The 24659-nt window shown below is 69.3% G+C and carries 24 protein-coding genes and 2 pseudogenes; 9 read left to right on the top strand and 17 right to left on the bottom strand.

The genetic code is table 11. The annotated features are described in order from the left end of the window. Positions 1-1033: pseudogene (locus tag ABZ193_RS29765) on the bottom strand (cbb3-type cytochrome c oxidase subunit I); the annotation flags it as partial. Positions 1034-1121: 88 nt separating this feature from the next. Between ABZ193_RS29765 and ABZ193_RS29760 the strand changes: the two are divergent. Next, positions 1122-1628, top strand: coding sequence for a MarR family transcriptional regulator (locus ABZ193_RS29760; protein WP_354712325.1), 507 nt, complete (start codon positions 1122-1124; stop codon positions 1626-1628). Between the two features lie 42 nt (positions 1629-1670). Here the strand turns inward: ABZ193_RS29760 and ABZ193_RS29755 are convergent, their stop codons facing one another. From ABZ193_RS29755 to ABZ193_RS29720, 8 genes are read right to left on the bottom strand one after another with little or no spacing between them, the layout of a single operon-like run. Continuing rightward, positions 1671-2402 carry an SDR family oxidoreductase gene (locus ABZ193_RS29755; protein WP_354712327.1) on the bottom strand — a complete coding sequence of 244 codons (732 nt, stop codon included), beginning with the start codon at positions 2400-2402 and terminating at the stop codon, positions 1671-1673. 2 nt (positions 2403-2404) lie between these two features. Then, positions 2405-3916: a long-chain fatty acid--CoA ligase gene (locus ABZ193_RS29750; RefSeq protein ID WP_354712324.1), complete on the bottom strand. Its 1512-nt coding sequence runs from the start codon at positions 3914-3916 to the stop codon at positions 2405-2407. Continuing rightward, on the bottom strand, positions 3916-4689 hold the full coding sequence (locus ABZ193_RS29745) for an SDR family NAD(P)-dependent oxidoreductase (RefSeq protein WP_020417313.1): 774 nt from the start codon (positions 4687-4689) through the stop codon (positions 3916-3918). The genes ABZ193_RS29750 and ABZ193_RS29745 overlap by 1 nt, the downstream gene beginning before the upstream one ends. Before the next feature lie 13 nt (positions 4690-4702). Further along, complete coding sequence (locus ABZ193_RS29740) at positions 4703-5446, bottom strand: SDR family NAD(P)-dependent oxidoreductase (RefSeq protein WP_354712323.1); 744 nt, start codon at positions 5444-5446, stop codon at positions 4703-4705. Then, complete coding sequence (locus ABZ193_RS29735; protein ID WP_020417311.1) at positions 5443-5844, bottom strand: carboxymuconolactone decarboxylase family protein; 402 nt, start codon at positions 5842-5844, stop codon at positions 5443-5445. The genes ABZ193_RS29740 and ABZ193_RS29735 overlap by 4 nt, the downstream gene beginning before the upstream one ends. Positions 5845-5856: 12 nt before the next feature. After that, on the bottom strand, positions 5857-7788 hold the full coding sequence (locus ABZ193_RS29730; RefSeq protein WP_020417310.1) for a hydantoinase B/oxoprolinase family protein: 1932 nt from the start codon (positions 7786-7788) through the stop codon (positions 5857-5859). A 10-nt stretch (positions 7789-7798) separates the two neighbouring features. Then, positions 7799-9829, bottom strand: a complete 2031-nt coding sequence (locus tag ABZ193_RS29725; RefSeq protein ID WP_354712322.1) for a hydantoinase/oxoprolinase family protein — start codon at positions 9827-9829, stop codon at positions 7799-7801. A gap of 16 nt (positions 9830-9845) precedes the next feature. Then, positions 9846-10073 carry a hypothetical protein gene (locus tag ABZ193_RS29720; RefSeq protein WP_354712321.1) on the bottom strand — a complete coding sequence of 76 codons (228 nt, stop codon included), beginning with the start codon at positions 10071-10073 and terminating at the stop codon, positions 9846-9848. 232 nt (positions 10074-10305) lie between these two features. Here ABZ193_RS29720 and ABZ193_RS29715 point away from each other — a divergent pair, with 232 nt between their 5' ends. After that, a complete protein-coding gene (locus ABZ193_RS29715; protein WP_354712320.1) occupies positions 10306-10965 on the top strand; it encodes a TetR/AcrR family transcriptional regulator in 660 nt (219 codons plus the stop codon). A 24-nt stretch (positions 10966-10989) separates the two neighbouring features. Here the strand turns inward: ABZ193_RS29715 and ABZ193_RS29710 are convergent, their stop codons facing one another. Continuing rightward, positions 10990-12960: a dehydrogenase E1 component subunit alpha/beta gene (locus ABZ193_RS29710; protein WP_354712319.1), complete on the bottom strand. Its 1971-nt coding sequence runs from the start codon at positions 12958-12960 to the stop codon at positions 10990-10992. Positions 12961-13075: 115 nt separating this feature from the next. Between ABZ193_RS29710 and ABZ193_RS29705 the strand changes: the two genes are divergently transcribed. The 3 genes from ABZ193_RS29705 to ABZ193_RS29695 are packed head-to-tail and all read left to right on the top strand — an operon-like array spanning position 13076 to position 16060. Further along, positions 13076-14128 (top strand): alcohol dehydrogenase catalytic domain-containing protein, encoded by a 1053-nt coding sequence (locus ABZ193_RS29705; RefSeq protein WP_193354341.1) that lies wholly within the window; start codon positions 13076-13078, stop codon positions 14126-14128. A gap of 1 nt (position 14129) precedes the next feature. Beyond that, on the top strand, positions 14130-15299 hold the full coding sequence (locus ABZ193_RS29700) for an acyl-CoA dehydrogenase family protein (RefSeq protein ID WP_354712318.1): 1170 nt from the start codon (positions 14130-14132) through the stop codon (positions 15297-15299). Beyond that, complete coding sequence (locus tag ABZ193_RS29695) at positions 15296-16060, top strand: crotonase/enoyl-CoA hydratase family protein (protein ID WP_354712317.1); 765 nt, start codon at positions 15296-15298, stop codon at positions 16058-16060. Before ABZ193_RS29700 ends, ABZ193_RS29695 begins: the two co-directional genes overlap by 4 nt. 381 nt (positions 16061-16441) lie before the next feature. Here ABZ193_RS29695 and ABZ193_RS29690 read toward each other — a convergent pair whose 3' ends face one another. The 3 genes from ABZ193_RS29690 to ABZ193_RS29680 all read right to left on the bottom strand — a co-directional run bounded on the left by ABZ193_RS29690 (position 16442) and on the right by ABZ193_RS29680 (position 17568). Next, complete coding sequence (locus tag ABZ193_RS29690; protein ID WP_354712326.1) at positions 16442-16591, bottom strand: transposase; 150 nt, start codon at positions 16589-16591, stop codon at positions 16442-16444. A 100-nt stretch (positions 16592-16691) separates the two neighbouring features. After that, the gene (locus tag ABZ193_RS29685; RefSeq protein ID WP_020417302.1) at positions 16692-16862 is read right to left on the bottom strand and encodes a hypothetical protein; all 171 of its coding nucleotides are present in this window, start codon (positions 16860-16862) and stop codon (positions 16692-16694) included. An 85-nt stretch (positions 16863-16947) separates the two neighbouring features. After that, positions 16948-17568, bottom strand: coding sequence for a DNA-processing protein DprA (locus ABZ193_RS29680; RefSeq protein ID WP_354712316.1), 621 nt, complete (start codon positions 17566-17568; stop codon positions 16948-16950). Between the two features lie 107 nt (positions 17569-17675). Here ABZ193_RS29680 and ABZ193_RS29675 point away from each other — a divergent pair, with 107 nt between their 5' ends. Then, positions 17676-18017 (top strand): hypothetical protein, encoded by a 342-nt coding sequence (locus ABZ193_RS29675; RefSeq protein WP_354712315.1) that lies wholly within the window; start codon positions 17676-17678, stop codon positions 18015-18017. Next, complete coding sequence (locus tag ABZ193_RS29670; protein ID WP_020417300.1) at positions 18014-18898, top strand: hypothetical protein; 885 nt, start codon at positions 18014-18016, stop codon at positions 18896-18898. Before ABZ193_RS29675 ends, ABZ193_RS29670 begins: the two co-directional genes overlap by 4 nt. 372 nt (positions 18899-19270) lie before the next feature. On the opposite strand, the gene ABZ193_RS29665 is transcribed toward ABZ193_RS29670, so the two are convergent. Both ABZ193_RS29665 and ABZ193_RS29660 read right to left on the bottom strand, forming a co-directional pair. Further along, positions 19271-19729 carry a transcriptional regulator gene (locus ABZ193_RS29665; RefSeq protein ID WP_354712314.1) on the bottom strand — a complete coding sequence of 153 codons (459 nt, stop codon included), beginning with the start codon at positions 19727-19729 and terminating at the stop codon, positions 19271-19273. Beyond that, positions 19726-20556, bottom strand: a complete 831-nt coding sequence (locus tag ABZ193_RS29660) for an alpha/beta hydrolase (RefSeq protein ID WP_354712313.1) — start codon at positions 20554-20556, stop codon at positions 19726-19728. The genes ABZ193_RS29665 and ABZ193_RS29660 overlap by 4 nt, the downstream gene beginning before the upstream one ends. Before the next feature lie 184 nt (positions 20557-20740). Between ABZ193_RS29660 and ABZ193_RS29655 the strand changes: the two genes are divergently transcribed. After that, positions 20741-21574 carry a hypothetical protein gene (locus ABZ193_RS29655; RefSeq protein ID WP_354712312.1) on the top strand — a complete coding sequence of 278 codons (834 nt, stop codon included), beginning with the start codon at positions 20741-20743 and terminating at the stop codon, positions 21572-21574. A gap of 103 nt (positions 21575-21677) precedes the next feature. On the opposite strand, the gene ABZ193_RS29650 is transcribed toward ABZ193_RS29655, so the two are convergent. Continuing rightward, positions 21678-22388 carry a helix-turn-helix domain-containing protein gene (locus tag ABZ193_RS29650; protein ID WP_354712311.1) on the bottom strand — a complete coding sequence of 237 codons (711 nt, stop codon included), beginning with the start codon at positions 22386-22388 and terminating at the stop codon, positions 21678-21680. Positions 22389-22428: 40 nt separating this feature from the next. Between ABZ193_RS29650 and ABZ193_RS29645 the strand changes: the two genes are divergently transcribed. Then, positions 22429-23424: a PhnD/SsuA/transferrin family substrate-binding protein gene (locus tag ABZ193_RS29645; RefSeq protein ID WP_020417296.1), complete on the top strand. Its 996-nt coding sequence runs from the start codon at positions 22429-22431 to the stop codon at positions 23422-23424. Between the two features lie 800 nt (positions 23425-24224). On the opposite strand, the pseudogene ABZ193_RS29640 reads toward ABZ193_RS29645, so the two are convergent. Beyond that, a pseudogene (locus tag ABZ193_RS29640) lies at positions 24225-24601 on the bottom strand (transposase); the annotation flags it as partial. Between the last annotated feature and the right edge of the window lie 58 nt (positions 24602-24659).

Raw genomic sequence — 24659 nt, 5'->3', positions numbered from 1 at the left:
TTCCACATGGTGCCGATCCAGTTGAAGAACTTGACACCGGTCGGGACCGCGATCAGGAAGGTCATGAAGGAGAAGAACGGCAGCAGCACGGCGCCTGTGGCGTACATGTGGTGCGCCCACACCGCGACCGACAGCGCCGCGATGCCCAGCGTCGCGAAGACCAGGCCCTTGTAGCCGAACAGCGGTTTGCGACTGAACACGGGCACGATCTCCGACACGATCCCGACGAACGGCAGCATCACGATGTAGACCTCGGGGTGGCCGAAGAACCAGAACATGTGCTGCCAGAGGATCACCCCGCCGTTGGCCGGGTCGAACACGTGCGCCCCGAGGTGCCGGTCGGCCGCCAGGCCGAGCAGTGCGGCGGTCAGGATCGGGAACGCGATCAGGGTCATCACGCTCGTCACCAGCGCGTGTTCCAGGTGAAGATCGGCATCCGGAACATGGTCACGCCCGGCGCGCGCAGGCAGACGATCGTGGTAATCATGTTGACCGCGCCGAGGATGGTGCCCAGCCCGGACACCGTCAGCCCGGCGATCCACAGGTCGCCGCCCGCGCCGGGCGAATAGATCGCGCTCGACAGGGGTGTGTAGGCGAACCAGCCGAAATCGGCGGCGCCGCCCGGGGTGAGGAAGCCGGAAACGGTGATGACGCCGCCGAACAGAAACAGCCAGTAGGACAGCGCGTTGAGGCGGGGGAACGCGACGTCCGGGGCGCCGATCTGCAGCGGCATCACGAAGTTGGCGAAACCGAACACGATCGGGGTCGCGTACAGCAGCAGCATGATCGTGCCGTGCATGGTGAACAGCTGGTTGTACTGCTCCTGCGACAGGAACTGCTGCCCCGGGCGCGCCAGCTCGGGGCGGATCAGCATCGCCATCGCGCCGCCCACCATGAAGAAGGCGAACGACGTGACCACGTACATGATGCCGATCTGCTTGTGGTCCGTCGTGCGCAACAACCGCAGCAGCACCGAGCCCTTGGGAGAGCGGCGCGCGACCGGCCGGGTGGGCGCCGAGGTAGGGGCAGTCACGAAGGCCCGGTTATCTCGCTCGCGAGCGAACTATCTACTCGAGGGGTCATGCGAGTGTCCGGAGACACACGAGGTACTACTTCACGACATGGATGGTGATGTCGTCGGCCGCTCGGTGGCGCTGTGGGCCGAGCAGATGCCCGAACTGGACGTGTCGGCGTCGGAGGTGCTGGCCCGGATCCTGCGGATCGCGCAGCACGTGGAGGGCGCGGAGAACGCCCGGCTGCGCCGCCGGCGCGGACGGATGGTGGCCAACGTGGGCGACTTCGAGGTGCTGCGGGCGCTGCGGCGCATCGGTCCGCCGTACGCGATGACACCGTCCCAGCTGCGCGCGGAGATGCTGATCTCGTCCTCCGGGCTGACCGGCCGCCTGCACCGGCTGGAGCGTGACGGCTGGATCACCCGGGAAGCCTCGGCGGACGACCAGCGCAGCGTCCTGGTGACGCTGACCGCAGCGGCCGTAGCGGACCTGGACCAGGACATCGCCGAACACTTCGCCTTCGAGGACGACCTGCTCGCCCCCCTGACCGAGAAGCAGAAGGGCGACCTGGCCGCTTTGCTCACGCTCCTGCTCCGGCGCTTCGAAGACGGCTGAAGGTGTTGGCCGGGATCTCAGCCCAGGAACCTGGACCGGACCTCAGTGGGCGGTCCACCCACCGTCGACGCGGAGGGTGCTGCCGGTCACGTACGACGACGCGTCGCTGGCCAGGAAAACCACCGCGCCGGCCAGTTCGCTCGCGTCGCCGATGCGGCCCTGCGGCACGGCGTTGACGATGACCTCACCCCAGTGGCTGTTCACCAGCCCCTCGGACAGGTCAGTCGCGAAATAGCCGGGCGCGAGCGTGTTCACCCGCACGCCGCGGTCGGCCCACTCGACGGCGAGTACGCGGCTGAGGGCTTCGACGCCGCCCTTGCTCGCGGCGTAGGCGGCTATCCGCGGGAACCCGGTTGTGGCGTGCACCGAGGACACGTTCACGATGCTGCCCGCTCCCTGTTCCCGCATGCGGCGCCCCGCGGCGCGGCAACAGAAGTACGTGCCGTCGAGGTTGACCCGCAGCACGCGGTGCCAGTCGTCGTCGCCGAGTGACTCGCTGCGGGTGAACACCGGGCTGATCCCGGCGCAGTTGACCAGGACGTCCACCCGTCCGATGCGGTCGACGCACTCGTCGGCGAACCCGGGGTCGTCGACCGACCCCGGCAGCACCATCGTGTCCGGGCCGGCCTCGTCCGCCAGCGTGCGCAGGTCCTGCTCAGTCCTGGAGGTCACGGCGAGCCGCGCGCCCGCGGCGGCCAGGGCCAGGGACATCGTGCGGCCGAGACCCTTGCCCGCCCCCGTCACCCAAGCTGTCTTCCCGGTGAGGTCGAACATCGTCACGCGATCACCGGCAGGGTCCGCAGGTCGCGCTTGAGCACCTTGCCCGACGGCGTGCGCGGCAACTGGCCGAGGAACCGGACTTCGGCGGGGACCTTGAACTTGGCGAGCCGGTCGCGGCAGAACGCCACCAGGCCGGCGGCGTCGACCGTGGCTCCGGGGCGCAACACGACGAACGCCTTGGGCACCTCGCCCCACCGCTCGTGCGGCATGCCCACCACCGCGGCCTCGACCACGTCCGGATGTTCGTACAGGACGCGTTCGACCTCAGGCGTCGCGATGTTCTCCCCGCCCGAGACGATCATGTCCTTCTTCCGGTCCTCCACGTAGAGGTAGCCGTCCTCGTCGAGCCGGCCGATGTCCCCGGTGTGGAACCACCCGTCGCGCAAGGCTTTCGCCGTGGCGTCCGGGTCGCGCCAATACCCGGCGAACACCTTGGGCCCGGAAAGCGTGATCTCACCGAGCTGCCCGCGCGGAACTTCCCGTCCCGACTCGTCCACGATGCGCACCCTCAGGTGCACGACGGGCCTGCCCACCGACCCGACCTTCGACAGCATGTGTTCGGCGTCGTTGAACGTGTCGCCCGAAACCGTTTCGGTGAGCCCGTAGGCGTCGGCGAACCAGGCCGACGGGAACGCGGCGCGGATGCGTTCGACGAGCGGGACCGGCATCTTCTCGCCCCCGCCGATGACGAACCGGACCGAGGAGGTGTCGCGTTCGGTGATGCCCGGCAGGTGCAGCAGGGCGTTCATCATCGACGGGGCGAGCCAGACGTTGGTCGGACGGTCGCGTTCGATGATGTCGACGACCTCGCGGGCGTCGAACTTCCTGGTCAGCAGCAGAGAGCCGCCGGCGTGCAGGGTGGCCAGCGCGGGCAGGTCCAGCCCACCCACGTGGTAGAGCGGGCCGCACACGAGTGTGGTGTCGGCGCTGGTGAGCCCGAACTCCACGATCTGCCCCAGATTCTTGTACAGCAGGTTGGTGTGGGTGATGCACACGCCCTTGGGGCGGGAGGTCGTGCCGGAGGTGTACATCAGGCGCTGGAGCGCGTCCGGGCCGACCGGCTCGACCGGCACCGTCTCCCCGAGGTGGCGGGCGACGAGCTCGTCGTAGGACACCCACCCGTCCCGTGTTCCACCGAGGAGAAACCGGTGCCGGACCGCGGATTCGGGTACCGCGTCGGCGAACTCGGGTTCGGTCAGGATCGCGGCCGCTTCCGAGTCGCCGAGGATGAACTCCCACTCGGCGGGGGAGAGGCGGTAGTTCAGCGGCAGGAAGGCGGCGCCGATGTGGTTCAGCGCGAGCACCGTTTCGACGAACTCGAGGTGGTTGTACAGCAGCAGGGACACGATGTCGCCGCGTCCGATGCCCAGTTCGCGCAACCCGGCGGCGAGGGCGTGCACCCGGGCGGACAACTCACGGTTGGTCACCCGCCGCTCGTCCTGGGTGAGCACGATCTTGTCCGGGTACCGCCCCACGTTGTGCTCGAGCACGGCGGCGAAGTTGTACATCAGCGATCCTCCGAGTGGAAGCTGTGCAGTTCCGCGCCCGCCTTGCCCCAGTGGATGGTGCTGATCATGCCGCCGTCGGCGACGAGATCGGCGCCGGTGACGAAATCGGCTGCGGGGCCGGCGAGGAAGGCGACGACGCGGGCGATGTCGTCCGGTTCGCCAAGCCGGCCGAGTGGAATGTTGTCCACAGTGGCCGTCCTGATCGCCTGGTTTCCCAGGGTGTCCCGGTTCAGGCCGCTTTCCACCACACCGGGGCTGACGGAGTTGATGCGGATCCGGTGTTCGGCCAGTTCCGCCGCGAGCTGTTTGGTCAGCGCCAGTACCCCGCCCTTGGCCGCGGTGTAGGAGGAGAACCCGTATCCGGTGTGCCCGGCGATCGAGGCGATCTGCACGATGGACCCGCCACCCGCGGCGGACATGGCCGGGACCACGTTGCGGAGGAGGATGAAGTACCCGGTGAGGTTGACGTCGACCACCCGGCGCCACTCCTCGACGGAACATTCCAGCAGCTTCTTGCGCACGATGATGCCCGCGGCGTTGACGAGCACCCGCGGGGCCGCGGGCAGCCGGCCTATGACGTCGCGCACGGCCTCGTCGTCGGTGACGTCGACCGCGAACTCCGCGGCCTTGCCACCGCGTTCCTCGATCTCGCGACAGGTCCCCGCCGCCCCGTCGAGGTCCAGGAGGGCTACCGTCGCCCCCGTGGTGGCCAGGTGTAGCGCACAGGCTCGTCCGATGCCGGACGCGGCGCCCGTGATGACAGCGCAGTCCATTGTGTCTCCTTGCTCAACTCATCGCGTATCCGCCGTTGACGTCGACGACGGCGCCGGTCAGGTAGCTGGCCGCGGGGGAGGCGAGGAACGCCGCCACCCGCGCGATCTCCTCGGGCTGGGCGAGCCGGCCCAGCGGGCAGTAGTCGGGCCGGTACCCGCGCCCGGCGACCATCTCGGTGTCGACCACGCCGGGAGCGACCGCGTTGGCGGTGATCCCGTGCGCCGCTTCGGTCTTGGCCAGCCACTTCACCACCGCGTGCACCGCTCCCTTGCTCGCCACGTAGTGCGGTCCGGCGAGCACGCCGCCGACCTTGCCCGCGACGGAGCCGATGCAGACCACCCGGCCACCGCGTTGCCGCAGGAGCGGCAACGCGGCCTTGATCGTCCACAGGGTGCCCTTGACGTTGACCCCGAGGACGAGGTCCACTTCCGACTCGTCCAGGTCGTCGAGGGCCACTGTGTCGCCGTACACCGCGGCCGAGGTGACCAGGACGTCGAGCCGGGGCAACCCCGCGAGGACCCTCCGGACGGCGGCGAGGTCGCTGACGTCCACGGCGTGCCCGGAAGCGGTACCGCCGTCCGCCGTGATCGTGGCGACGGTCTCCGCGGGGTCGTTGACGTCCAGGACGGTCACGGAAGCCCCGGCCCACGCCAGTTCCCTGGCGATCCGGGCGCCGATGCCGCGGGCGGCCCCGGTCACGACGGCCTGCTGTCCGTGCATGCCGGCTGGACCGCCCGCGGCGAGAACTCCGTTCACGAACCCTGGCCGTTCTTCCGCTCGTGGGCTTCGAGTTCTTCCATCAGCACCGGCACGCCGAGGGTGCAGGTGTGGATGCCGAGCACGCTGGTCAGCTCCAGGACCTCCATGATCTCTTCCTTGGTCGCCCCGTAGCCGAGTGCGTTGCGGATGTGCTGGCGCAGACCCGGCTCGTACAGGTGCGTCGTGGAGGCGTCGATGGCGGTGTAGATCAGCTCCCGCACCTTGGGTTCGAGAACCCCCTTGCGCCAGGGGACGGCCGAGAAGTTCAGGTAGGCTTCGAAGAACTCCGGATCGAGGGTTAGCAGCCCTTCCCAGAACTTGTTCCAGTAGCCGCGTTCGGAGAGGAACTGCTCGCGCAGTTCGCGCTGCCGATCGGTGAGTTCGGTGGCTGTCATTCGGGTTCCTCCTTACCGGGCGGCCATCTCGGCGCGGCGCCGACGGGTGGCCGCTTCGTCCACCTGCAGCCCTTCCGGATCGTTGACCGGGTCGCCGGTGATGACGACCCCGTAGTCGCGGTAGGCGCCCTCGACGGTCACGTACTCGTCGCGCACGTCCTTCTTGACCCGCTCCGGGTCGCGTCGCAGCGGGTCGCCCCAGCCCCCGCCGCCGTTGGTGAGGTAGCGGAACACGGCGTGGGGTTTGGTGTGCCAGACCGGCGTGCTGGCGAAGTAGAAGTACTCGCCGTCCGGGTCGACGCATTTCGTGGCGGGGTCGAGCATGCCGGCGACCGGGGTCGCCCCGGCGTAGACCTCGTCGGCGGTCCCGATCAGCTCCTTGCGGCGCACGACGTCCCCGTCCTCGGGGTGGAAGATCCACGTCGCGCCGAGCCCGCCGTTCCGGCCGCCGTAGACCCCCAGTCCGCTGGGGCTCTTGGTGTGCAGCGGGCTGGACCAGTGCTCGGCCGCTGTCAGGTACAACGTGTCCTTGAGGACGGCCGCGCCGCCGCGGTTGGTTCCCGCGCCGCCGCTGTCCGGTGTGTACTCCTTGCGCAGCACGACCGCCGGGAGCTCGGATTCGATCGCCTCGGTCGCCGGGTCGAGGTTGTTGGCCTGGTACACCACGGAGTAGCTGTCCGCGTCGCCGGCTTCGGTGGCGCCCCACGGGCCGTGCTCGCCGCCGCACTGGGCGGTGGTGACCCACGGTGTGCCGTCCTCGAGGACGCCGTTGGCGTTGTGGATGTTGAGCGAGCCGTAGTCGCCGCCGACCGCTTTGCGGCCCAGCGCTTTCTCCAGCGCGCGGAACACCGCCAGCAGGACGGGGCCGGTGCTCTCCCAGTAGAGGAAGACCGCGCCGTCGGGTGGGGTGGCGCTGATGAAAGTGCCCGCGGGCAGCACGATGTCGATGTCGCGGTAGGCGCCGGAGGTGAACGGCGTGGCCGGGTCGATGAGGAACTTCAGCGCGACGCCGACGGCGGTCTTGGTGTCCAGGATGCCGGCATTGATGCTGGTGCGCGCCTGGGGCGAGGTGCCGCTGAAGTCCAGTTCCATGCGCGGACCGGTCTTGGTGATCCGGACCTTGATCCGGTAGTCGATCGTGTCGTCGATGCCGTCGCAGTCGATGCCCTCTTCGGCCTCGTAGACGCCATCGGGCAGTGCGGCCAGGGCGGTGCGCATCGCCTCGGCGGAGACGTCGGTGCTGTACCGGATCGCGCCCAGGTAGGCCTCGGTCCCGTACCGGTCGACGCTTTCCAGGATGAGCTGCTCGCCCAGCAGGAGGTTCGCGTAGATGGTCTTGATGTCGGGCAGCAGCAGGGCGCAGTACCGGGCGTTGTCGAAGATCAGGTTGAACGCCGACTTGACCGGCTTGTCGTCGCGGTAGAGCAGGGTCGGCGCGATCACCAGGCCGTTTTCGTACACGTTCCGCTTGGTACCGCTGAACCCGGCCGGGACCACGCCGCCCATGTCCAGCTGGTGGGCCCGCAGGGTCACGAACGAGATGATGCGGTCGCCGGCGAAGACCGGCCGGATGAAGCAGATGTCGTTCACGTGGTTGCCGGCGCGGTACGGGTCGTTGCAGATCACCACGTCACCGGGGCGGAGGTTCTCCGGACCGTACTCCTCGATGGTGTTGCGCACCGCCTCGGACATGGTGCCGAGGAACATGGCGAGGCTGTTGCTCACCGACGACATCGGGTAGTTCTGCTCCGGCGGCCCGGAGATGGTCGCGGCGAAGTCGTACCAGTCGCGCAGGATCAGCGAGAACGCGTTGTTGAGCAGCCCCGTGCACATGTGCTGCACGATGTAGCGCATCCGGCTGGACAGGACTGTGGCGGTGAACCGGTCGGCGCCGTACCGCTCGGTGAACTGCGCGTCGTCGAGGTCCTTGAGTGAAACAGTCATGGTCTTCCCTTCACGCCTTGCGGATGCGCAGTTCGCCGTGCCTACCGACGTGAGCGGTCTGCCCGGGCACCAGGAATGTCGTGGACAGCGGCTCGCGGATGACCGCCGGACCGTCGATCGCGTCGCCCGCGCGCAGGTCGGCGCGCTGGTACTCGTGGGCGGGCAGGTCCTCGTCGGTGAGGTAGCGGATGGTCAGCGTGCGGGTCGGTTCCGGGCGTTCGCCCGCGGCCCGCTCGGGCAGCACCGGGTACTCGACCTTGTCAGCGTGCACGACGGCCTGGACCCGGTAGGTCACGCCCTGCACCGGCAGCGCCTCGAACTTGTTGCCCGAGCGCTCGGCGTAGGCCGCGTGGAAGTTGGCCACCATCTGCTCGACGCCTTCGGCGGTGATCTCGCCGTCGGGGACCGTGATGAACGGCGTCTCCCACGTCTGGCCCGCCAGGCGTCCGTCGAAGCTGCGGACGAACGTGACGTTGCCGCGGTCCTTCTCCTTGAGCCGCTCCGACAGGCGCTGCTCCATGGAGCGGTACACCTTGTCGATCGACTCGGCTGCTTCGGCGGTGAGCAGGGTGTAGGCGCTGCGGCTGTCGGCGTAGACGAGGTCGGTGCTGACCAGACCCAGCGCGGAGAACAGGCCCGGGTGCGGCGGCACGATCACCTCGGCGGCGTGCACCAGATCGAGCACGGCGGGCAGCAGCATCGGGCCCGCGGCACCGTAGGCGACGAGGCTGTAGTCCCGTGGGTCGACACCGTGCTGGATCGCGATGTTGGTGACGCCCTCGGCGATGTTGTTGATCCCGATGTTGAACGCGTAGGACACGCGCTGCTCGAACGAAAGCTTCGTGTCGAGCGCCTCGAACGCCTGCCTGGACAGCTCCGGGTCCAGCTTCATCCGGCCGCCGGCGAAGCCGTCCGGGTCGATGATCCCCATGAGCAGGCAGGTGTCGGTCGTGGCGGGCTGGGTGCCGCCGATCCCGTAGCAGGCGGGACCCGGATCCGCGCCGGCGCTGCCCGGCCCGACCTTCAGCTCGCCTGCCGCGTTGATGGTGACCAGGCTGCCGCCACCGGCTCCGATGCTGGAGATCTCGTTCGACAGCGCGTTGACGATGAGGTCGTGTTCGAGTTCGAACGTGGTGTTCACGAACGGCTTGCCGTCGGTGACGATGCTGATGTCGCACGAAGTTCCGCCCACGTCCGCGCAGAGCAGGTTGTGCGCGCCGATCACGCTGCCGAAGTGCGCACTCGAGACGGTTCCCGCCGCGGGGCCGGCGAACACGATGCGGAACGGGTGCTCCATCGCGACGTCCGAGCGCACCAGCTGAGCGGCGCAGTCGGCGAAGTTCAGGTCGCCGGTGAACTTCAGCTCGCGCAGACCCGCGTCGAGGCGACGGGTGTAGTCGCCGTAGATCAGGCGCATGAACACGTCGACCACGGTCGTGGAGGCCCGGGCGAACTCCTTGGCCAGCGGTGAGACCTCGCTGGAGATCGAGACCGGGATGTCGCCCAGCTCCTCGTGCACCAGTTGCCGCAGGCGTTCCTCGTGGTGGTCGTTGACGTAGGCGTTGAGCAGGCAGATCGCCACACCTTCGACGCCGCAGCGGCGCAGCACCGAGAGTTGCGCGCGGGCTTGGTCCTCGTCGAGCGGGATCAGCACGGCGCCGTCGGCGGTGAGGCGCTCGCGGATCCCGCGACGGAGGTAGCGGGGCACCAGGGGACGGTTCGCGTCGCCGTAGGAGCGTCGCCACGTGGGGTTCATCAGGCCCTCGACCGGGCGCCACGTCCGTCCGATGTCGAGGATGTCGCGGTGGCCGTCCGTGGTGAGGAAGGCGATCTTGGGCAGGCGCCGGGTGATCACCGCGTTGAGGCCGTGGGTACTGGCGTGGTTGAAGACCTCGGCGGCTTCGACGCCGATCTCCTCGGCTCCCTTGAGCACGCCCCGCTCGGTGGTCCGCACGTCCGTGGACACCTTGACGGTCTTGATCTTCCCGTCCTCGATCGCCACGACATCCGTGAAGGTGCCGCCGACATCGACTCCGATCATGATGACCTTTCCTCTCTCAGTTCACGTCCAGGCCAACGGAGGCCAGGGTGATCGGGCCGAGCAGGGGGCCCGGCTCGCGGGCGACCGACTCGAGGGTCTTCTGGTGCTTCACGGCGATGAACCAGCCGCCCTCGGACAAGACCGGGTACCGGCGGAAGTCCGCCGCGGTGCTGCCGGGGAAGTCGCGGGCCAGGTCGACACCCAGGGCGCGCAGGTCCTCTTCGGAAACTTCCTCCCGCAGCACGGTAAGGCCTTGCTGAGCAGGAGATTCTTCATCACTCACGGGCCATCACTCCAGTGTGTTGTGCCGGTGGCGGGTTTCGTGTACCAGTCGGTCTACGAAACGGTGACGGGAAGCACTCTAAGGCTCGGGCCGGGACCTGACAAGCCCGGACTGGGTGAGACCGGGGAAGCGCGCGGGCGGTTTCCCAGGCGGGCGCACGCGTCGCCGGGAACGCGGAATAAGCTGTGGGCTTATGCCAAGACCACCGGGACACGGGCCGGGCTACGAGATCAAGCGGCAGGAGATCATCGACCAGGCGGCGCAGCTGTTCGCGAAGCAGGGTTACGCGGCGACGGGCATCGCCGAGATCGGTCAGGTCGCCGGCCTGGCCAAGGGCGCGTTGTACTACTACATCGGGTCCAAGGAGAACCTGCTGGTCGAAATCCAGAACCGCGTTCTCAACCCGTTGCTGACCGCCGCGCGGCGGATCGCGGCACTGGACGAGGACCCGGTGCTGCGGCTGCGCCTGCTGTCGCAGACGCTGCTGGAGCTCATCCTGGCTCGGCTGGACCACATCTGGGTCTACGAGCACGACTACCGGCACCTGCGCGGTGCGAACCGGACGCGCCTTCTGCGCCAGCGCCACGAGTTCGAGAAGATCGTGCAGGACCTCCTGGTGGAGGCCATGGAGTCCGGAGCGTTCCGCAAGATGGACGCGCGGCTGGCGATGCTGCAGTTCCTCAACATGCACAACCACACCTACCAGTGGGCCAAACCCGGCGGGGGGTGGGACGCCGAGTTCCTGTCCCGCGAGTACTGCGCCACGTTGATCTCCGGCTTCCGGAGCCCCTCCTACGACGCCGACGACCTCGAGGAGCGGGTGCGCTCGTTCCGGGAGCGCGAGGGCGCCTGACCCCGGCTCCCGGACACGCGCACGCTAGCCACGGACGGACTTCCGCACGGCCGCGGCGATCCTGTCCCGATCGGGGAGCCACGCGCGTTCCAGTGACGGCGCGTACGGCGCGGGGGTGTGGGCGGCGCCGACGCGCAGAACCGGCGCGTCCAGCGTCCAGAACCCGTGCTCGGCCGCGACGGCGGCGAGTTCGGCGCCGACGCCGAAGGATTCGACTGCCTGGTGGGCGACGACGAGCCGGTTCGTCTTGGCCAGCGACTGCAGCACGGTGCCGGTGTCCAGCGGCGCGATGGTGCGCAGGTCGACGACCTCGACGCTGATGCCCTCCCGCGCCAGGTCCCCGGCCACCGCGACGCAGTCGTGCACCAGCTTCGAGTACGACACCAGGGTGACGTCCGTGCCCTCGCGGCGAATGGCGGCCTTGCCGAGTGGCACCAGGTGTCCTGGCCGCGGGCGCGGCCCCTTGCGCCCGTACAGCAGGCGGTTCTCGATGAACACGACCGGGTTGGGGTCCCGGATCGCCGCGCGGAGCAGGCCGTAGGTGTCGGCCGGCGTGGACGGCATGACCACGGTGAGCCCGGGGATGTGCGCGAGCAGCGCCTCCAGGCTCTGCGAATGCTGGCTCCCGGAGGACTTGCCCGCGCCGAACTGGGTGCGGACCACCAGCGGTAGGCTGACCGCGCCGCCGGTCATGAACCGCAGCTTGGCCGCCTGGTTCATCAGCTGGTCCAGGCACACCCCGAGGAAGTCCAGGTACATCAGTTCCACGACGGGACGCAGGCCCGCCATCGCCGACCCCACGGCCGCGCCGACGATCGCGCTCTCCGAGATCGGCGTGTCGCGGACGCGTCCGGGGTACTTGTCCGCCAGCCCCCGCATGAGCCCGAAGACGTTGCCGCCCGCGGCGACGTCGATGCCGGCGAGGAACACGTCCTCGTCGGCGGCCAGTTCGTGCTCGAGCGCCTCGTGCACGGCATCCATCGTGCGGAAAACCTCGCCGTCGGGTTCGGGCGGTTCCGGCACCGGCTCGCGGGGGACGCCGACGAAGTGGTGCAGCGTCTCCGGTGCGGGCTCGTCGGCGGCCTGAGCCCGCTCGACCGCCCTGTCGATGATCTCGTCCACCTCGCGGTCGATCTCCGCGACGCGGTCGGCCTCCAGCCGCGCGGCGAGCAGTGCGAGCGGGTCGCGCGTCTTCCACTCTTCGAGCTCGGCGGGCTCGCGGTAGCGCTCCGGGTCGCCCTCGTAGTGCCCGTGCCAGCGGTAGGTCTCCGCTTCCAGCAGCACGGGGCCGGCGCCACGGCGGAGGTCGTGGACCAGTGCGGTCGTCGTTTCGGCGACCGCGACGACGTCGTTGCCGTCGACGTGGGCGTAGCCGATGCCGTACCCGCGGGCGCGGTCGGCCAATGTCGCACGGTGCTGGTCCTTCGCGGCGGAGAACTCGGCGTAGTGGTTGTTCTCGCAGCAGAAGATGATGGGCAGCCGCCACACCGCGGCGAGGTTGACCGCCTCGTGGAACATGCCCTGGGCGACCGCGCCGTCGCCGAAGAACGCGAGCACCACGCCGCCCTGGTCGCGCAGTTGCGCCGCGGTGGCGGCTCCGGTGGCGATGGGCAGGCCCGCCGCGACGATCCCGTTGGCGCCGAAGATCCCCTTGCGGGGATCGGCGATGTGCATCGAACCACCTCGCCCCTGGCAGGTTCCGGTGCTGCGGCCCATCAGCTCGGCGAACATGCCGGTCACGTCCAGGCCTTTGGCGATGCAGTGGCCGTGACCTCGGTGGGTGGAGGTGATGACGTCCCGGTCGTCGAGCGGCCAGCACGCGCCGACCGCCGTGGCCTCCTGGCCGATCGACAGGTGCAGGAAACCGGGTATCTGGTTGGTGCGGTACAGCCGGGACGCCCGGTCTTCGAACTGGCGGATGAGCCGCATCCGCCGGTACATCTCGGTCTTCGCGCCGACCTCGCGGGCGGTGTCGCTCGCCTGAGTGGAAGTCATCCTGTTCTGCCCTTGTCTTGCTGGGGTTTCGGCCCGCCCCCTTGACATCTGGCGGGGAACCACGATTCTTGTACCGATTGTTCGAAAAAACAACTCTGACGCGAAGGTGGGTCGGATGCGAGCGTTGCGATGGCACGGCAGAGGTGATCTGCGGCTCGACGAGGTACCGGAACCACCGGCCCCGGCGCCTGGCGACGCGGTGGTGGCGGTGTCCTACGCCGGCATCTGCGGAACGGACCTGCATGAGTACACCGCGGGTCCGAATCTCATCCGGACCACACCCCACCCGCTCACCGGCGCCACGCCCCCGATGACGCTGGGGCACGAGTTCAGCGGCCGGGTCGCCGCACTGGGCTCGCCGGTGCCGGGGATCGAGGTCGGCACGCGGGTGGCGGTCGATCCGTGCCTGCGGTGCGGGGTCTGTCGCTGGTGCCGCCACGGCGAGTACCACATCTGCGCCAAGGGCGGTTCGGTCGGCGTCGCCTCGCCGGGGGCGTTCGCTCCGTTCGTCACCGTGCCCGCGGTTGGTCTGGTGCCGGTTCCCGACGGGGTGACGGACGAGCTGGCTGCGCTCGCCGAGCCCCTCGCGGTGGGGCTGCACGCGGTCCGCCGGGCCGGAGTACGGCCCGGCGACACCGCGCTGCTCCTCGGAGCCGGCCCGATCGGCATCGCGGCGCTCATGGCGCTCAAGCTCGCCGGCGCCGCGGGGATCTACGTCAGCGAGCCGGTGCCCGGCCGGGCGAAGCGCGCCGCCGAGCTCGGCGCGACCGAGGTGTACGACCCGGCCGTCAGCGACGTGCGACGTGAGGTGTTCCTGCGAACCGGGCGAGTCGGGCCGGACGTCGTCGTCGAGGCCACCGGGCGGCCCGAGCTGGTCGAACTCGCCGTCAAGACGGTGCGGCGAGGCGGCCGGGCCGTGCTCGCCGGCATCAGCGGTGGCGCCGCGTCGATCCCCCTCACCCAGATCGTGCCGTTCGAGCGAACCGTGCTCGGATCGCTGGGGTACAACTTCGACATCCCCCGCGTGCTGGACCTGATCGCCACCGCGCGGCTCGACCCCACTCCGCTGCTGACGGGTGTCTACCCGCTCGCTCAGGGGCTCGACGCGTTCGGCGAACTCAGCTCGGGTTCCCACCTGAAGATCCTGCTGACCCCGGAGGAGCGCTGAGATGGACTTCGACCTGCCCGCGGAAACCGTTGCCCTGCAACGGATGTGCCGGGACTTCGCTGCCAGGGAGATCGCGCCGTACGCGGCGGACTGGTCCGAGCGGTGCTACTTCCCGGCGGAGGTGTTCCGAAGTCTCGGCGAACTCGGCCTGATGGGCATGCTCGTCGAGGAGACCTATGGCGGCGCCGATGCCGGGTTGGTGTCCTATGTGGCCGCGATGGAAGCCCTGGGCGAGGCCGATCAGTCGGTGGCGGCGGCGTGGAACGCCCACTCCACCATCGCGACCCTGCCGCTGGCGCGGTTCGGCACTGATGACCAGAAGAAGCGGTGGCTGGTCCCCCTCGCGACCGGGGAGAAGCTCGGCGCCTTCGGCCTGACCGAACCCACGGCGGGCTCGGACGCGGCGGGCATCCGCACCAGGGCGCGGCGGACCGAAGACGGCTGGGTGCTCAACGGCACGAAGATGTTCATCAGCAACGCCGGCACCGAGATGAGCCTCGGCGTGACGGTGCTGGCGGTCACCGGTACGGATGCCAGCGGCAAGAACAGGTACGGAACCTTCTTCGTGCCGGACGGCACTCCCGGCTACGCGAAGGGGCGGCCGCTGCGCAAGCTGGGGTGGCACGCCCTGGACACCCGCGAGCTCGTGTTCACCGACTGCTGGGTCCCGGAGGACCACCTGCTGGGGGAGGAGGGCAACGGGCTGCGACAGTTCCTGGAGGTGCTGGACGCGGGGCGGGTGAGCGTCGCCGCGCTGTCCCTGTCGCTCGCGCAGGCCGCCCTGGACCTCGCGATCCGCCATGCCGGGGACCGCGAGCAGTTCGGGCGCCCGTTGAACAAGTTCCAGGCCGTGGGGCACAAACTGGCCGACATGGCCACCGAGGTGGAGGCCGCGCGCTGGCTGGTCTACCGCGCCGCCTGGCTGGGCGACCAGGGACGTCCGTACGCCAAGGCCGCCGCCATGGCCAAGCTGTACGCCTCCGAGGTCGCCAACCGGGTCGCCAGCGCGAGCGTCCAGATCCACGGCGGGTACGGGTTCATCCGGGAATCGGCGATCTCCCGGTTCTACGCCGACGCGAAGATCCTCGAGATCGGCGAAGGCACCAGCGAGGTGCAGCGCAACGTCATCGCGCGAACCCTCGTCCCGTCGGGCAAGGGGGTGGCGCGGTGACCGACTGCGTGCTGGTCGACCAGCATGACGACGTTCTGGTCATCACCATCAACCGGCCGGAGGCGCGCAACGCGATCGACTCCGCTGTCGCCCGGGCGGTCAGTGCTGCCCTGGATCAGCTGGAGGAGCGCGCGGACCTGCTGGCCGGGATCCTCACGGGCGCCGGCGGCACGTTCTGCGCCGGCATGGACCTCAAGGCTTTCCTGCGCGGTGAGGGTGTGTCGATTCCCGGGCTGGGCCTGGCCGGCCTGACCGAACGCAGGCTGTCCAAGCCGATGATCGCGGCCGTCGAGGGGTACGCCCTGGCCGGTGGGTGCGAGCTCGCGCTGGCGTGCGACCTGATCGTCGCGGCCGAGGGCGCTCGCTTCGGAATCCCCGAGGTCAAGCGTGGTCTCGTCGCCGCCGCCGGCGGTCTGCTGCGCCTGCCCCGGCGGATGCCCTACCAGTTGGCCATGGAGCACGCCCTGACCGGAGACCCGTTCGATGCGGAGGTGGCGTACCGCCACGGGCTGGTCAACCGGCTGGTGGAGCCGGGCCGAGCGCGCGACGAGGCGCTGGCGCTGGCCCGGCGGATCAACGCGAACGCCCCGCTGGCGGTCCGGGTCTCCAAGGATGTGGTCAGCCGGTGCTGGGACTGGGGCGCGGACGAGTCCTTCCGTGAACAGCAGGCACTCGTGCGGCCCGTCTTCGAATCCGAGGACGCGCAGGAGGGCGCCCGCGCCTTCGCCGAGAAGCGGGATCCGGTGTGGCGGGGTAGGTGACGGCTTCGCGTTGGCTGTTCCGCAGCGGCGGCTTCTTCGAGCGCTCGTCGAGCGCCCGCGCCGTCGCGCGCCCGCCCAGGTCGTCAGCAGGGGCAGCGGTTCGCCGTCCGCCCCGTACCCGGGGTGCGCTGTAGGTGCCCGCCCCGGGGGCGGGTGTGGATCTCTGTGATGACCTCGGGCGACGACTCCCGGCGTAATGCCGCTGGGGAGGTCGGCCGGGACCGCCAGTGATAGAGCCCCGACTGGCTGGCTTCCAGCAACCCGCAGGCCAATTTCGCCGGCAATGCCCGGTCTGCAAGGCGGGCGACTACTGTTTTCGCCCTTTGGGTCCGCTTCACCGCTGCCAGCTCCGCGCGCTCGGTGCTGCTCAGACCGGCACGTTCACCCACGGTCGATACGATCCTGTTTGGCCCAGCTGTGCGAGCACGACTCCCTGATCCCGAGCTCCTGCGCGGCTTCTCGCACTGGCTTGCCCGCTCGAACCGGGGCGACGGCGCGAGCGCGGAACTCGGGAGGATAAGCCTTCGGCAGCCTCCAGACGGCAAGCCGCGGGCTCTGCGCGTCGGCGACATTCGGTTCGGCCGCGGCGCGACCCCGGGACGCGGTACGCGGCCGGATTGGCCCTCTGACCTCATCGTTGCAGGGCGAAGGCGAGCAGCTCGTCGACTTCGTCGGAGGCGGTGAGGATGTCCTCGACGATGGCCATCACCTCGGCAGTGCCGTGCGCAACGTGGACGCCGGGCTGGCCGATGAGATCGGCGGGCCAGCGGTTCGCCTGCACGATGAGGTCGGTCAGGATCACCGGCCGGCGGTGCGCGACGGTTTGCCGGGCCCTTGATCCGCGCACCGCTGCGCTCTCCGGCCTCCACAACAATGGTTGCGCGCCCCTACCCGGACATCACGGTGTTGTGCATCGGGAAGCCGTGCTTGCTAGGTGGGTATTCGGCCAGAACTGCGACAGCACGAGGCCCGTGTCGGCGACGCAGGACTGCAGGTCCCGGTCCTCCGGCGGATAGGACTTGAGGATGCCCGTGCCGATGATTCGCGACTGTCCGGCCGCGAGCGTCGAGCGCCCGGGTGTGCGCCGCGGTGTCGATGCCTTCCGCCCGGCCGGAGATCACCGTGATGTCGCGGTCGACCAGTCCTTGAGCCGTCGCACGAGCGAGGTCCAGGCCTCGGGCGGAGGCCTGGCGCGAGCCGACCACCGACATGCCGATCTCGCCGGGTACGAGGCTGCCCTGGTGGAAGAGCACCGGTGGGATCTCGTGGATCTCCCGTAGCTGAGCGGCGTACTCCTGGTCTAGGAAGGTCAGGAACCCCAGCTTCGACTCTCGCCACGCGGCGATGTCCTGCTCGGCCTCCGCAAGCGAGTTCGTGGTCGCTTCGGAGGGTGAGAACAGAGGGGCCGGGTTGTGCTCGTGCCACATCGCCAGAGCGCTCCCGCGCGTGCCGACGTCTTCGGCAGACAGCTTAGAGCCGCTGTCGGCGGCCTGCTGTCCGCGCCACAAGCAGACCACTGTCGCTGCATCTAGCGGGCGGTGGGTGGCCGTTGGCCGCTGTCGCACCCCCTCGGCCTCGGCGTCCGCTGCACCGTGAGAGGAGCACCGAAATCATCATGTCCCACTGGCTGTTCGAGCCTGGCAACGTCAACGTCACCGTCGGCCATTCCACTACGTTCAGCGCTCTCGACGAGCTGCTGGAACCGACGCCGCTGTACGACGCGGTCGTCGACGAGGTGACCACACCCGCGATGGCCCAAGACAAAGCCCATCACCCTCTCGTCACACCCGAACGTCGAGCGTTCCCCGACGCCGGCGCTGTCGAGTGCCTGATCTGCAGTCGTGTCGGTCCGGTCGAAGCGGCGGTCCGTCACGGCGATGCGTGGGTCGGGTGGTGCTGCAGCACCGAGTACTTCCCCCACGGCAACCAAGAACCGAGTGAAAGGAGTCCCCAGTGAACACCGCCAAGACCTGGGAAACACCGGGCCTGTACTACGTCGATCCGTTCGAGCTCGTTCTCGACGACAACTCGCGGGAGATCGACGACATCCGCGCGAAGAACCCAGGCCTGTGCGCCAGCATCGCCAAGTACGGGGTGAAGACCGCGGTCACCGCGAACCCGGACGAGAACGGCACCCTGCGCCTGCGCTACGGGTTCAGCCGCGTGCTGGCCAATCGGCTGTGCGTCGACCAGCATCCCACCATCCCGGTGATCGTGGTGGAGGCGGGGGAGGAGGACGAGGCGCAGCGGCTGATCGACCAGTGGGACGAGAACACGCAGCGCGTCGGCTACACCCAGGCCGAAGAGGTGCACATCTTCGAGCGGATGGCCCTGTTCGACCTCGCACCCGAGGAGATCGCCGAGAAACTGAGCACCTCCGCCGACCGTGTCACCGCCGGCCTCGCGGTCGCGCGCAGCGCCGCCACCCGCGAGGCCCTGCGCGAGGATGATCAGCTGACGCTGGAACAGTACGCCGCGCTCACCGAGTTCGAGTCCGATCCCGAAGCGCACGCCGACCTGCTCGACACGCTGCGCTCGTGGCCCGGCAACTTCGCCTTCGCCGCTGCCCGGTGGCGCAGGAAAGCCGCTCGCCGAGCAGCCTGCGTGGAAGCCGCGGACGAGCTGCGGGCCAGGGGAGAGCTGGTGATCGTCGACCAGCTTCCCGACACCGCCGCACGACTGCACGACCTGCACGCCGACCAGGACGGCGAGAACGGCCGAGTCCAGCTGCCAGTTGACTTCGTGCAGCGCACCGATCTCGTCGGTGCGCCAGACCAGGGCGTAGTCGAAGGAGGACCGCCTTCGATGGGCAGGCAGGTCACGTTCGGGCGTGGGTAGAGCTGTTCGACCTGGACGCCCACGAGGACGGCGCCGTGTCCGGAGGCGGCGTAGGCCGGCATCTCCTGGAACCGGGTAGCGTGGTGCCGTGGGCGCCGAGCGGGTTACGGCAGGTGGTGTTCGACCCGGTAACTGGGAGGTCTTGGGCGAACACGGAAGTCTGTTCGGCGAGCGCTGGTTGAGGTGATGGCCGGGTGCGGGATCACCTGCGCGCGCCGCCGCCCCGGTCGGGGCCGCAGAAGCGGCGGAGTCGAAGCTGGGGAGTTTCGCGTCCCGGCTGAACGGCGCCGGCTTCACTCCGGCGCGTGGGTCGGCGACGGGGAGGCAGGTTGGCTTCGTGTCCGGCCGGTGTTGCCGGATGCGGCATAGTTTCTACGCTTGGATGCGGGTGTTGCCATCCGCGGCGCGCTCCCTGAGCACTCGCTCGCCGGCGTCGATGTAGGACGTGAACAGGTCCCGGACGTCACGCAGTCGTCCCGCCGCCCGTTCCGTCTCGGTCAGTTCCTCGGCCGCCCGAAGCGTGCGGATGAAGGCTCGGGCGCGTTCGTGGCTGGCCGCGAGGAGTTGTTCGAAGCCGCCGGCTGCCTCGACGAGCAGGCGGCGGCTGCCGGGTTGCGGGATCGTTCGTGCCAGCCCCCAGGAAACCAGTTCCCTGGTCGCGGTGCTCACGGCCCCGGAGCTGAGGGACAGCGCGGCGCGCAGCTCGTCCGAAGTGGACGCTTCGCTGCGCAGCAGGAGGTAGCCGTAGATCCGGCCCGTGGCACGAGGGAGGTTCCACGTCGCCAGCGTGTCGCCCAGGGCGTTGACGAAATCCTGCTGTTCCGGGGTCATGATCGCTGCTCCCCGTGTCGGATCGGGTGTTGCCAGCCGTTCAGGATCCGCAGCAGGGTATGCGAGGTTTCCGCGGGCGCGTCCCACGTGACCATGTGCCCGGCGCGCGGGATCACGTGCTCGGCGACGCCTTCGGTCGCGGCCCAGCGGGACATCGCCGTGGCGATGTTGCCCGTGCGGTCCTCGGCGCCGCGCACCAGGGCGAGTGGCACTGGCGAACGGTATCCGGGGTCGGGCGCGACGAACGACACGGTCGCCGCCCACACGTCCAGGAATCTGCGTTTGGGCATGCGGGCGAAGAGTGCTTCGGTCCGGGCGATCGCGTCGGGGGAGACCGCTGAGGCGCGGGCCATGAGATGAGGAAGGGATTTCGCGGGAACCAGGGCGAGCGCCGGCGCAGCGAGTCGGAGCGCGCACCGTTCCAGCGCGGACAGCGGGCCGGCGTTCCAGGTGGAGTCGAGCACGATCACGCCGCTCACACGCTGCGGGTGCGTCCGCGCGAAGGCCTGCGCGAGATTGCCGCCGAGCGAGTGTCCGGCGAGCACGGGTGTATCGATTCCGCACTCGGCGAGCAGCGCGCCGAGGTCCTCCAGTGCGTCCGTCGCACTGAACCGCACCCCGGGCGCGAGCGCCGACCGGCCGTGCCCGCGCAGATCCCAGACGACGACGCGAAACCCGTGCTGCGTCAAGGTCGTCACCTGCGCGTCGAACATCGTGTGGTCGACACCCGCGCCATGCGTGAGCACCACGGCAGGACCGGTGGCGCCCGAGTCCGCGAAGGCGATCTCGGCGTCACGGCGAGCGAGACGCCGAGTAAGATTCACCATCCTCTGAAAATAGTTCAGATCCGGGTCGCGTGCAAGTGATCCCTTGGCGAGCCCCAGATCCGTCAGGGGCTGGACGGGTTGAGGGGACTGCCGGCCCAGCCGCGTGTCATTCGCGGTGAGCTACAGTTCGTCGCCACGGGGGACGCGGAGGGGACGATCACGTCGCGCAGCCACGTCATATCCCGTGCGCCCGCCGGTGAAGATGGCCCGGCTCGCGCGCCGGTTCTTCGCCGGCGCCGCCGAACGCGGCGTCACCGGCGAGCTCGCCGAGCAGATCTTCCACCAGATCTACGCCTTCAGCGACTACGGCTTCCCGGAACAGCCACAGCCACAGCTTCGCGCTGCTGGTCTACGCCAGCGCGTGGTTCAAGTGCTACCACCCGTCGGCGTTCCTCGCCGGGCTGTTCAAGGCCCAGCCGATGGGCCTCTACAGTCCGCAATCGCTGGTCGAAGACGGGCACCGACACGGGGCGATCACCGTGGCCCCGACATCAACCGCATCCCAGTCGAGGCCACGCTCGAACCCCACGCCGACAGCGCCGGCGGGCTGGCGGTCCGGCTCGGACTCGGGACCGTGCGCAACCTCGGCTGCGACGCCGCCGCGGCGATCGTCGACGCCCGCGCCGCGGGGCCGTTCACCTCGCAGGACGACCTCACGCGCCGGGTCCGACTCGACACCCCCGCCATCGAAGCGCTGGCCACCGCCGGCGCGCTACCGAGCTGGGGACAGGACTGCGGCCAGGCATTGTGGGCCGCCGGCGCGGCCGCCCGGCACCACCCCGGCCACCTTCCCGGCCTCGCCCCAGGCCTGGACGCCCCGCCCCTGCCCGGCATGACCAAGCTCGAGCTGGCGGCCGCGGACGTCCGGGCCACCGGCGTCGTCGAACAAAACACCTGGTCAGGCTTCCGAACAGTCGCCCGCGCCAGCTCACGCGATGCTCGTGCGCGCCATGGTCCAACGCTCCCCCCGAAGGCGTCATCAGCCTCCGCGCCGACCGCATCGAACACCTCCCCGTGACCATCCAGCACGCATCCCGCGACTTTCGCTGACTCCCGCGATCGCGGTGAGCCGTCTGTAGGGTCTCAAGAATGAGTGCGGCGCGGAGGGTCCCGATCGGCGCCTACGGCTCAGTGGCGTTGAGGATTCCCGCGCCGGCGAGAGTGGCTTGAACAGCGTCGGTGAAGCCAGCGATGTCGTCGAGCCCGAACGCGACGCGTTGGAGCACGAAACCGTGCAGTAGCGCCAGTACGACCCTGGCCCCGCGTTCGGGGTCCAGCCCGGTCGGCACCGTCCCGGCGGCTTGGCCGTGACGAAGGACCTCAGCCATGCTTTGTCGGACATTCTCGAATCCCTCGACCGCTCGCCGGTGGAGTCCTTCGTGCACGAGTAGCTCGCCCCATGCCTGCACGGCACAGCGGAGTAGCTCGTCGACGGGGACGGGCTGGCCGGCCGCATCGAGGGCAGTGTCTCTGGCGGCGGGGCCGATCGACGCAGCGACGAGATCGGCGACCGTGGCGACCTTTTCGCCTTGGACCAGTCGCGCTACCGGCTCGAACAGCAGGTGGAACGCGTCGCCGGCGAGTTCGAGAATGATCTCCTCCTTGCTGGCGAAGTAGCGGTACGGGGCGCCGACGGACACACCTGCCTCTTGTGCGATGTCCGGCATCGAGGTCTGGTGGAACCCCTCACGTGCGAAGCAGCGACGCGCCGCCGCCACGATCTGAGCGCGGCGCACCTCGCGGCGCGCGTCGGTGATCCGCGGCATCGAGCCGACCTCCGTGGTGCCGTTGACCGACACAAAATGAATGATTGTTCGCCTTGACAGCTCCATGTTAACAGTGAACGATCATTCACGGAAGCGAGGTGTAGTTGTGAGCAATCCGACGCTTGCCATCGGTGTCTACCGGTACGAACACACCGCAGCCCTGCTGGACGGGACTGTGACCGTCGAGGGCGTGGATGCCACGTTCGAGACGGCGCCACTCGTGTCGGACATTTTCCGGCGCATGGTGCGCGGGGACTTCGACGTCGCAGAGCTGGGACTGACGTACTTCCTGCGCCTGTTCGACCAGCGGGATGCGCCGTTCCTGGCGCTGCCGATCTTCCCGAACCGGAACTTCCGGCACTCGGCGATCTTCGTCAACATCGCGAGCGGTATCGCCGAACCCCAGGATCTCGCCGGGAAAACCGTGGGCGAGTTCGCGCTGTACGGACACGACGCGGGCGTGTGGCCCAAAGGCATCCTGGCCGACGACTACGGCGTCACCCCCGACCAGTGCCGGTGGATCATCGGCGGCACCAACTATCCTGTCCCGTCATTCGACTGGATCCCTCAGCCCGTGCCCCCCGGCGTAGACGTCCGACGCGCCGCGCACGGTCACACGCTCGGGGCCATGCTCGAGGCGGGCGAGATTGACGCACTGATCTCCGTCGATGTCCCGCAGACGCTGCTGGACGGATCACCGAGGGTCGCGCGGCTGTTCCCCGACTACCCAACGGTGGAACGGAATTACTACCGGCGCACCGGCATCTTCCCGCCCATGCACGTCATCGCGGTACGCAAGGAACTCGCGGACCAGCCTGACGTGACAACCGCCCTCTACCGGGCCTTCAGCGAGGCGAAGGAGATCACGGCGCGCCAGTACCGCGAGGGGGCGGCCAAACAACACATGGCCCTCATGACTCCCTGGTTCAGCCAACTCTTCGCCGAGAATCGGCGCCTGCTCGGCGGGGACTGGTGGCCCTATGGCGTCGAAGCCAACCGCACGGCGATCGACACCTTCCTGCGCTACCACCACGAGCAGGGCCTGTCGAAACGCCACCTGACGAGCGAGGACATCTTCGTCAGCGACCTGCTGGGGACATGATCGTCAGCCCACGTCACAGCCAGTCCGGGGTGCGGCCGCCGGGCCCGGCAAACATCCGCAGGGTGCGCTCGTCCAGCATCGCAGGCCGTTCTCCTGTGGTGTCATCTGGCGCGGTCGATCAAGCGCGGTCATGAGCTGCTCGCCGGACACTGGGAGCGCGACTGGTCGGTTCGACCGGTCGCGTTCGGCTCCGCGGGCATGCCCGTGGTCGGCGCGTCGTCCCCGGCCGGGCGGCGTTACCCGTGGTGGCCGGGTCCGGTTGTGATCGTCCGGTGCTGCGGGAACAGCCGTCCGGGAGGCGTCCGGCGGTCGCGACGAGGACCTGGTTCAGCGGGGTGCCGTTGGCTAGGACCTCGGGCTGACCTCGTGGGCGCGTCGGTCGGCTACGGGTGCAGCGCCGGCGTCGTCGAGCACCGGGCAGCACCGCTGGGCCAGGTGCAGGCAGAGCTCGTGCAGCGCGCTGGACATGCTCACCTGCCCGGTGCGGCTGGCCAGCACCCACGCGGGGCGGCAGCGGCAGCCCGCAGACCTGGCATGCCCAGCGGAGCTGGCAGTCCTCCAGCCGGAGCCGGTCGACGTAGCGCCACCAGACCCGACCGCGCACGACCTGGAGGGGACCTACTGGCTGTTCGGCCGCGGGGACCGCCGTGGTCTTGATCTGCCGGCCAGAGCGCGGACGGCAGCACGCTTGAGTCGGCGCCAGCAGATGATGCTGCAGGCGATGCCGGACGAAGGCTTGGTGGTTCCCGCTGGCGGTGGCGCTGGCCGGCGGCAACCGCAACGACATCACAGCCGCCTCCGGTAATCACATGGTGTTTTGACCCGGTGCGGGCTCGGTCGACCGGGCTCGGCCCGGTTTTCGGCCCCCTTTCAACGCCCGGACATGCGAGCCATCGATCGCGGCCCGAGACCAGTCGATCAGCCCGGCCGCGTTCAGCTTCGCCAGCAGCAGCTCGTGCAACTGCTGCCACATCCCGGCCTCAGTCCAGTCCCGCAACCGCCGCCAGCACGACCATGGCATCCCCGTCTACAGCACGAACAAGATCCCGCACAACGCACGCCGATCGTCCAACCGCTTGCGCCGCGGATTTCTGAACCGGCGCTCAACTTTGGGCAACGGAGGCTCGATCAGCTCCCACAGCTCGTCCTCTACCTCCCACGGCCTACGCTGCGCCACCAACACCTCCCGAGACAAGATCAACAGCGGGAGACATCAAACCACACCAAGATCATAT

The organism is Amycolatopsis sp. NPDC006125, assembly GCF_040614195.1.
Classification (GTDB): Bacteria; Actinomycetota; Actinomycetes; order Mycobacteriales; family Pseudonocardiaceae; genus Amycolatopsis_E; species Amycolatopsis_E tucumanensis.
The sequence above is the reverse complement of the archived record's forward strand: the minus strand, read 5'-3'. Positions and strand labels throughout refer to the sequence as shown.

Excerpts from the sequence above, each read along its gene's own strand:
- ABZ193_RS29760 (WP_354712325.1), top strand. The coding sequence starts at position 1,122 with ATGGATGGTGATGTCGTCGGCCGCTCGGTGGCGCTGTGGGCCGAGCAG.
- ABZ193_RS29650 (WP_354712311.1), bottom strand. The coding sequence starts at position 22,388 with ATGGAGCTGTCAAGGCGAACAATCATTCATTTTGTGTCGGTCAACGGC.
- ABZ193_RS29745 (WP_020417313.1), bottom strand. The coding sequence starts at position 4,689 with ATGGACTGCGCTGTCATCACGGGCGCCGCGTCCGGCATCGGACGAGCC.
- ABZ193_RS29755 (WP_354712327.1), bottom strand. The coding sequence starts at position 2,402 with ATGTTCGACCTCACCGGGAAGACAGCTTGGGTGACGGGGGCGGGCAAG.
- ABZ193_RS29715 (WP_354712320.1), top strand. The coding sequence starts at position 10,306 with ATGCCAAGACCACCGGGACACGGGCCGGGCTACGAGATCAAGCGGCAG.
- ABZ193_RS29660 (WP_354712313.1), bottom strand. The coding sequence starts at position 20,556 with ATGGTGAATCTTACTCGGCGTCTCGCTCGCCGTGACGCCGAGATCGCC.
- ABZ193_RS29710 (WP_354712319.1), bottom strand. The coding sequence starts at position 12,960 with ATGACTTCCACTCAGGCGAGCGACACCGCCCGCGAGGTCGGCGCGAAG.
- ABZ193_RS29735 (WP_020417311.1), bottom strand. The coding sequence starts at position 5,844 with ATGACAGCCACCGAACTCACCGATCGGCAGCGCGAACTGCGCGAGCAG.
- ABZ193_RS29665 (WP_354712314.1), bottom strand. The coding sequence starts at position 19,729 with ATGACCCCGGAACAGCAGGATTTCGTCAACGCCCTGGGCGACACGCTG.
- ABZ193_RS29750 (WP_354712324.1), bottom strand. The coding sequence starts at position 3,916 with ATGTACAACTTCGCCGCCGTGCTCGAGCACAACGTGGGGCGGTACCCG.
- ABZ193_RS29730 (WP_020417310.1), bottom strand. The coding sequence starts at position 7,788 with ATGACTGTTTCACTCAAGGACCTCGACGACGCGCAGTTCACCGAGCGG.
- ABZ193_RS29675 (WP_354712315.1), top strand. The coding sequence starts at position 17,676 with ATGTCCCACTGGCTGTTCGAGCCTGGCAACGTCAACGTCACCGTCGGC.
- ABZ193_RS29705 (WP_193354341.1), top strand. The coding sequence starts at position 13,076 with ATGCGAGCGTTGCGATGGCACGGCAGAGGTGATCTGCGGCTCGACGAG.
- ABZ193_RS29700 (WP_354712318.1), top strand. The coding sequence starts at position 14,130 with ATGGACTTCGACCTGCCCGCGGAAACCGTTGCCCTGCAACGGATGTGC.
- ABZ193_RS29725 (WP_354712322.1), bottom strand. The coding sequence starts at position 9,829 with ATGATCGGAGTCGATGTCGGCGGCACCTTCACGGATGTCGTGGCGATC.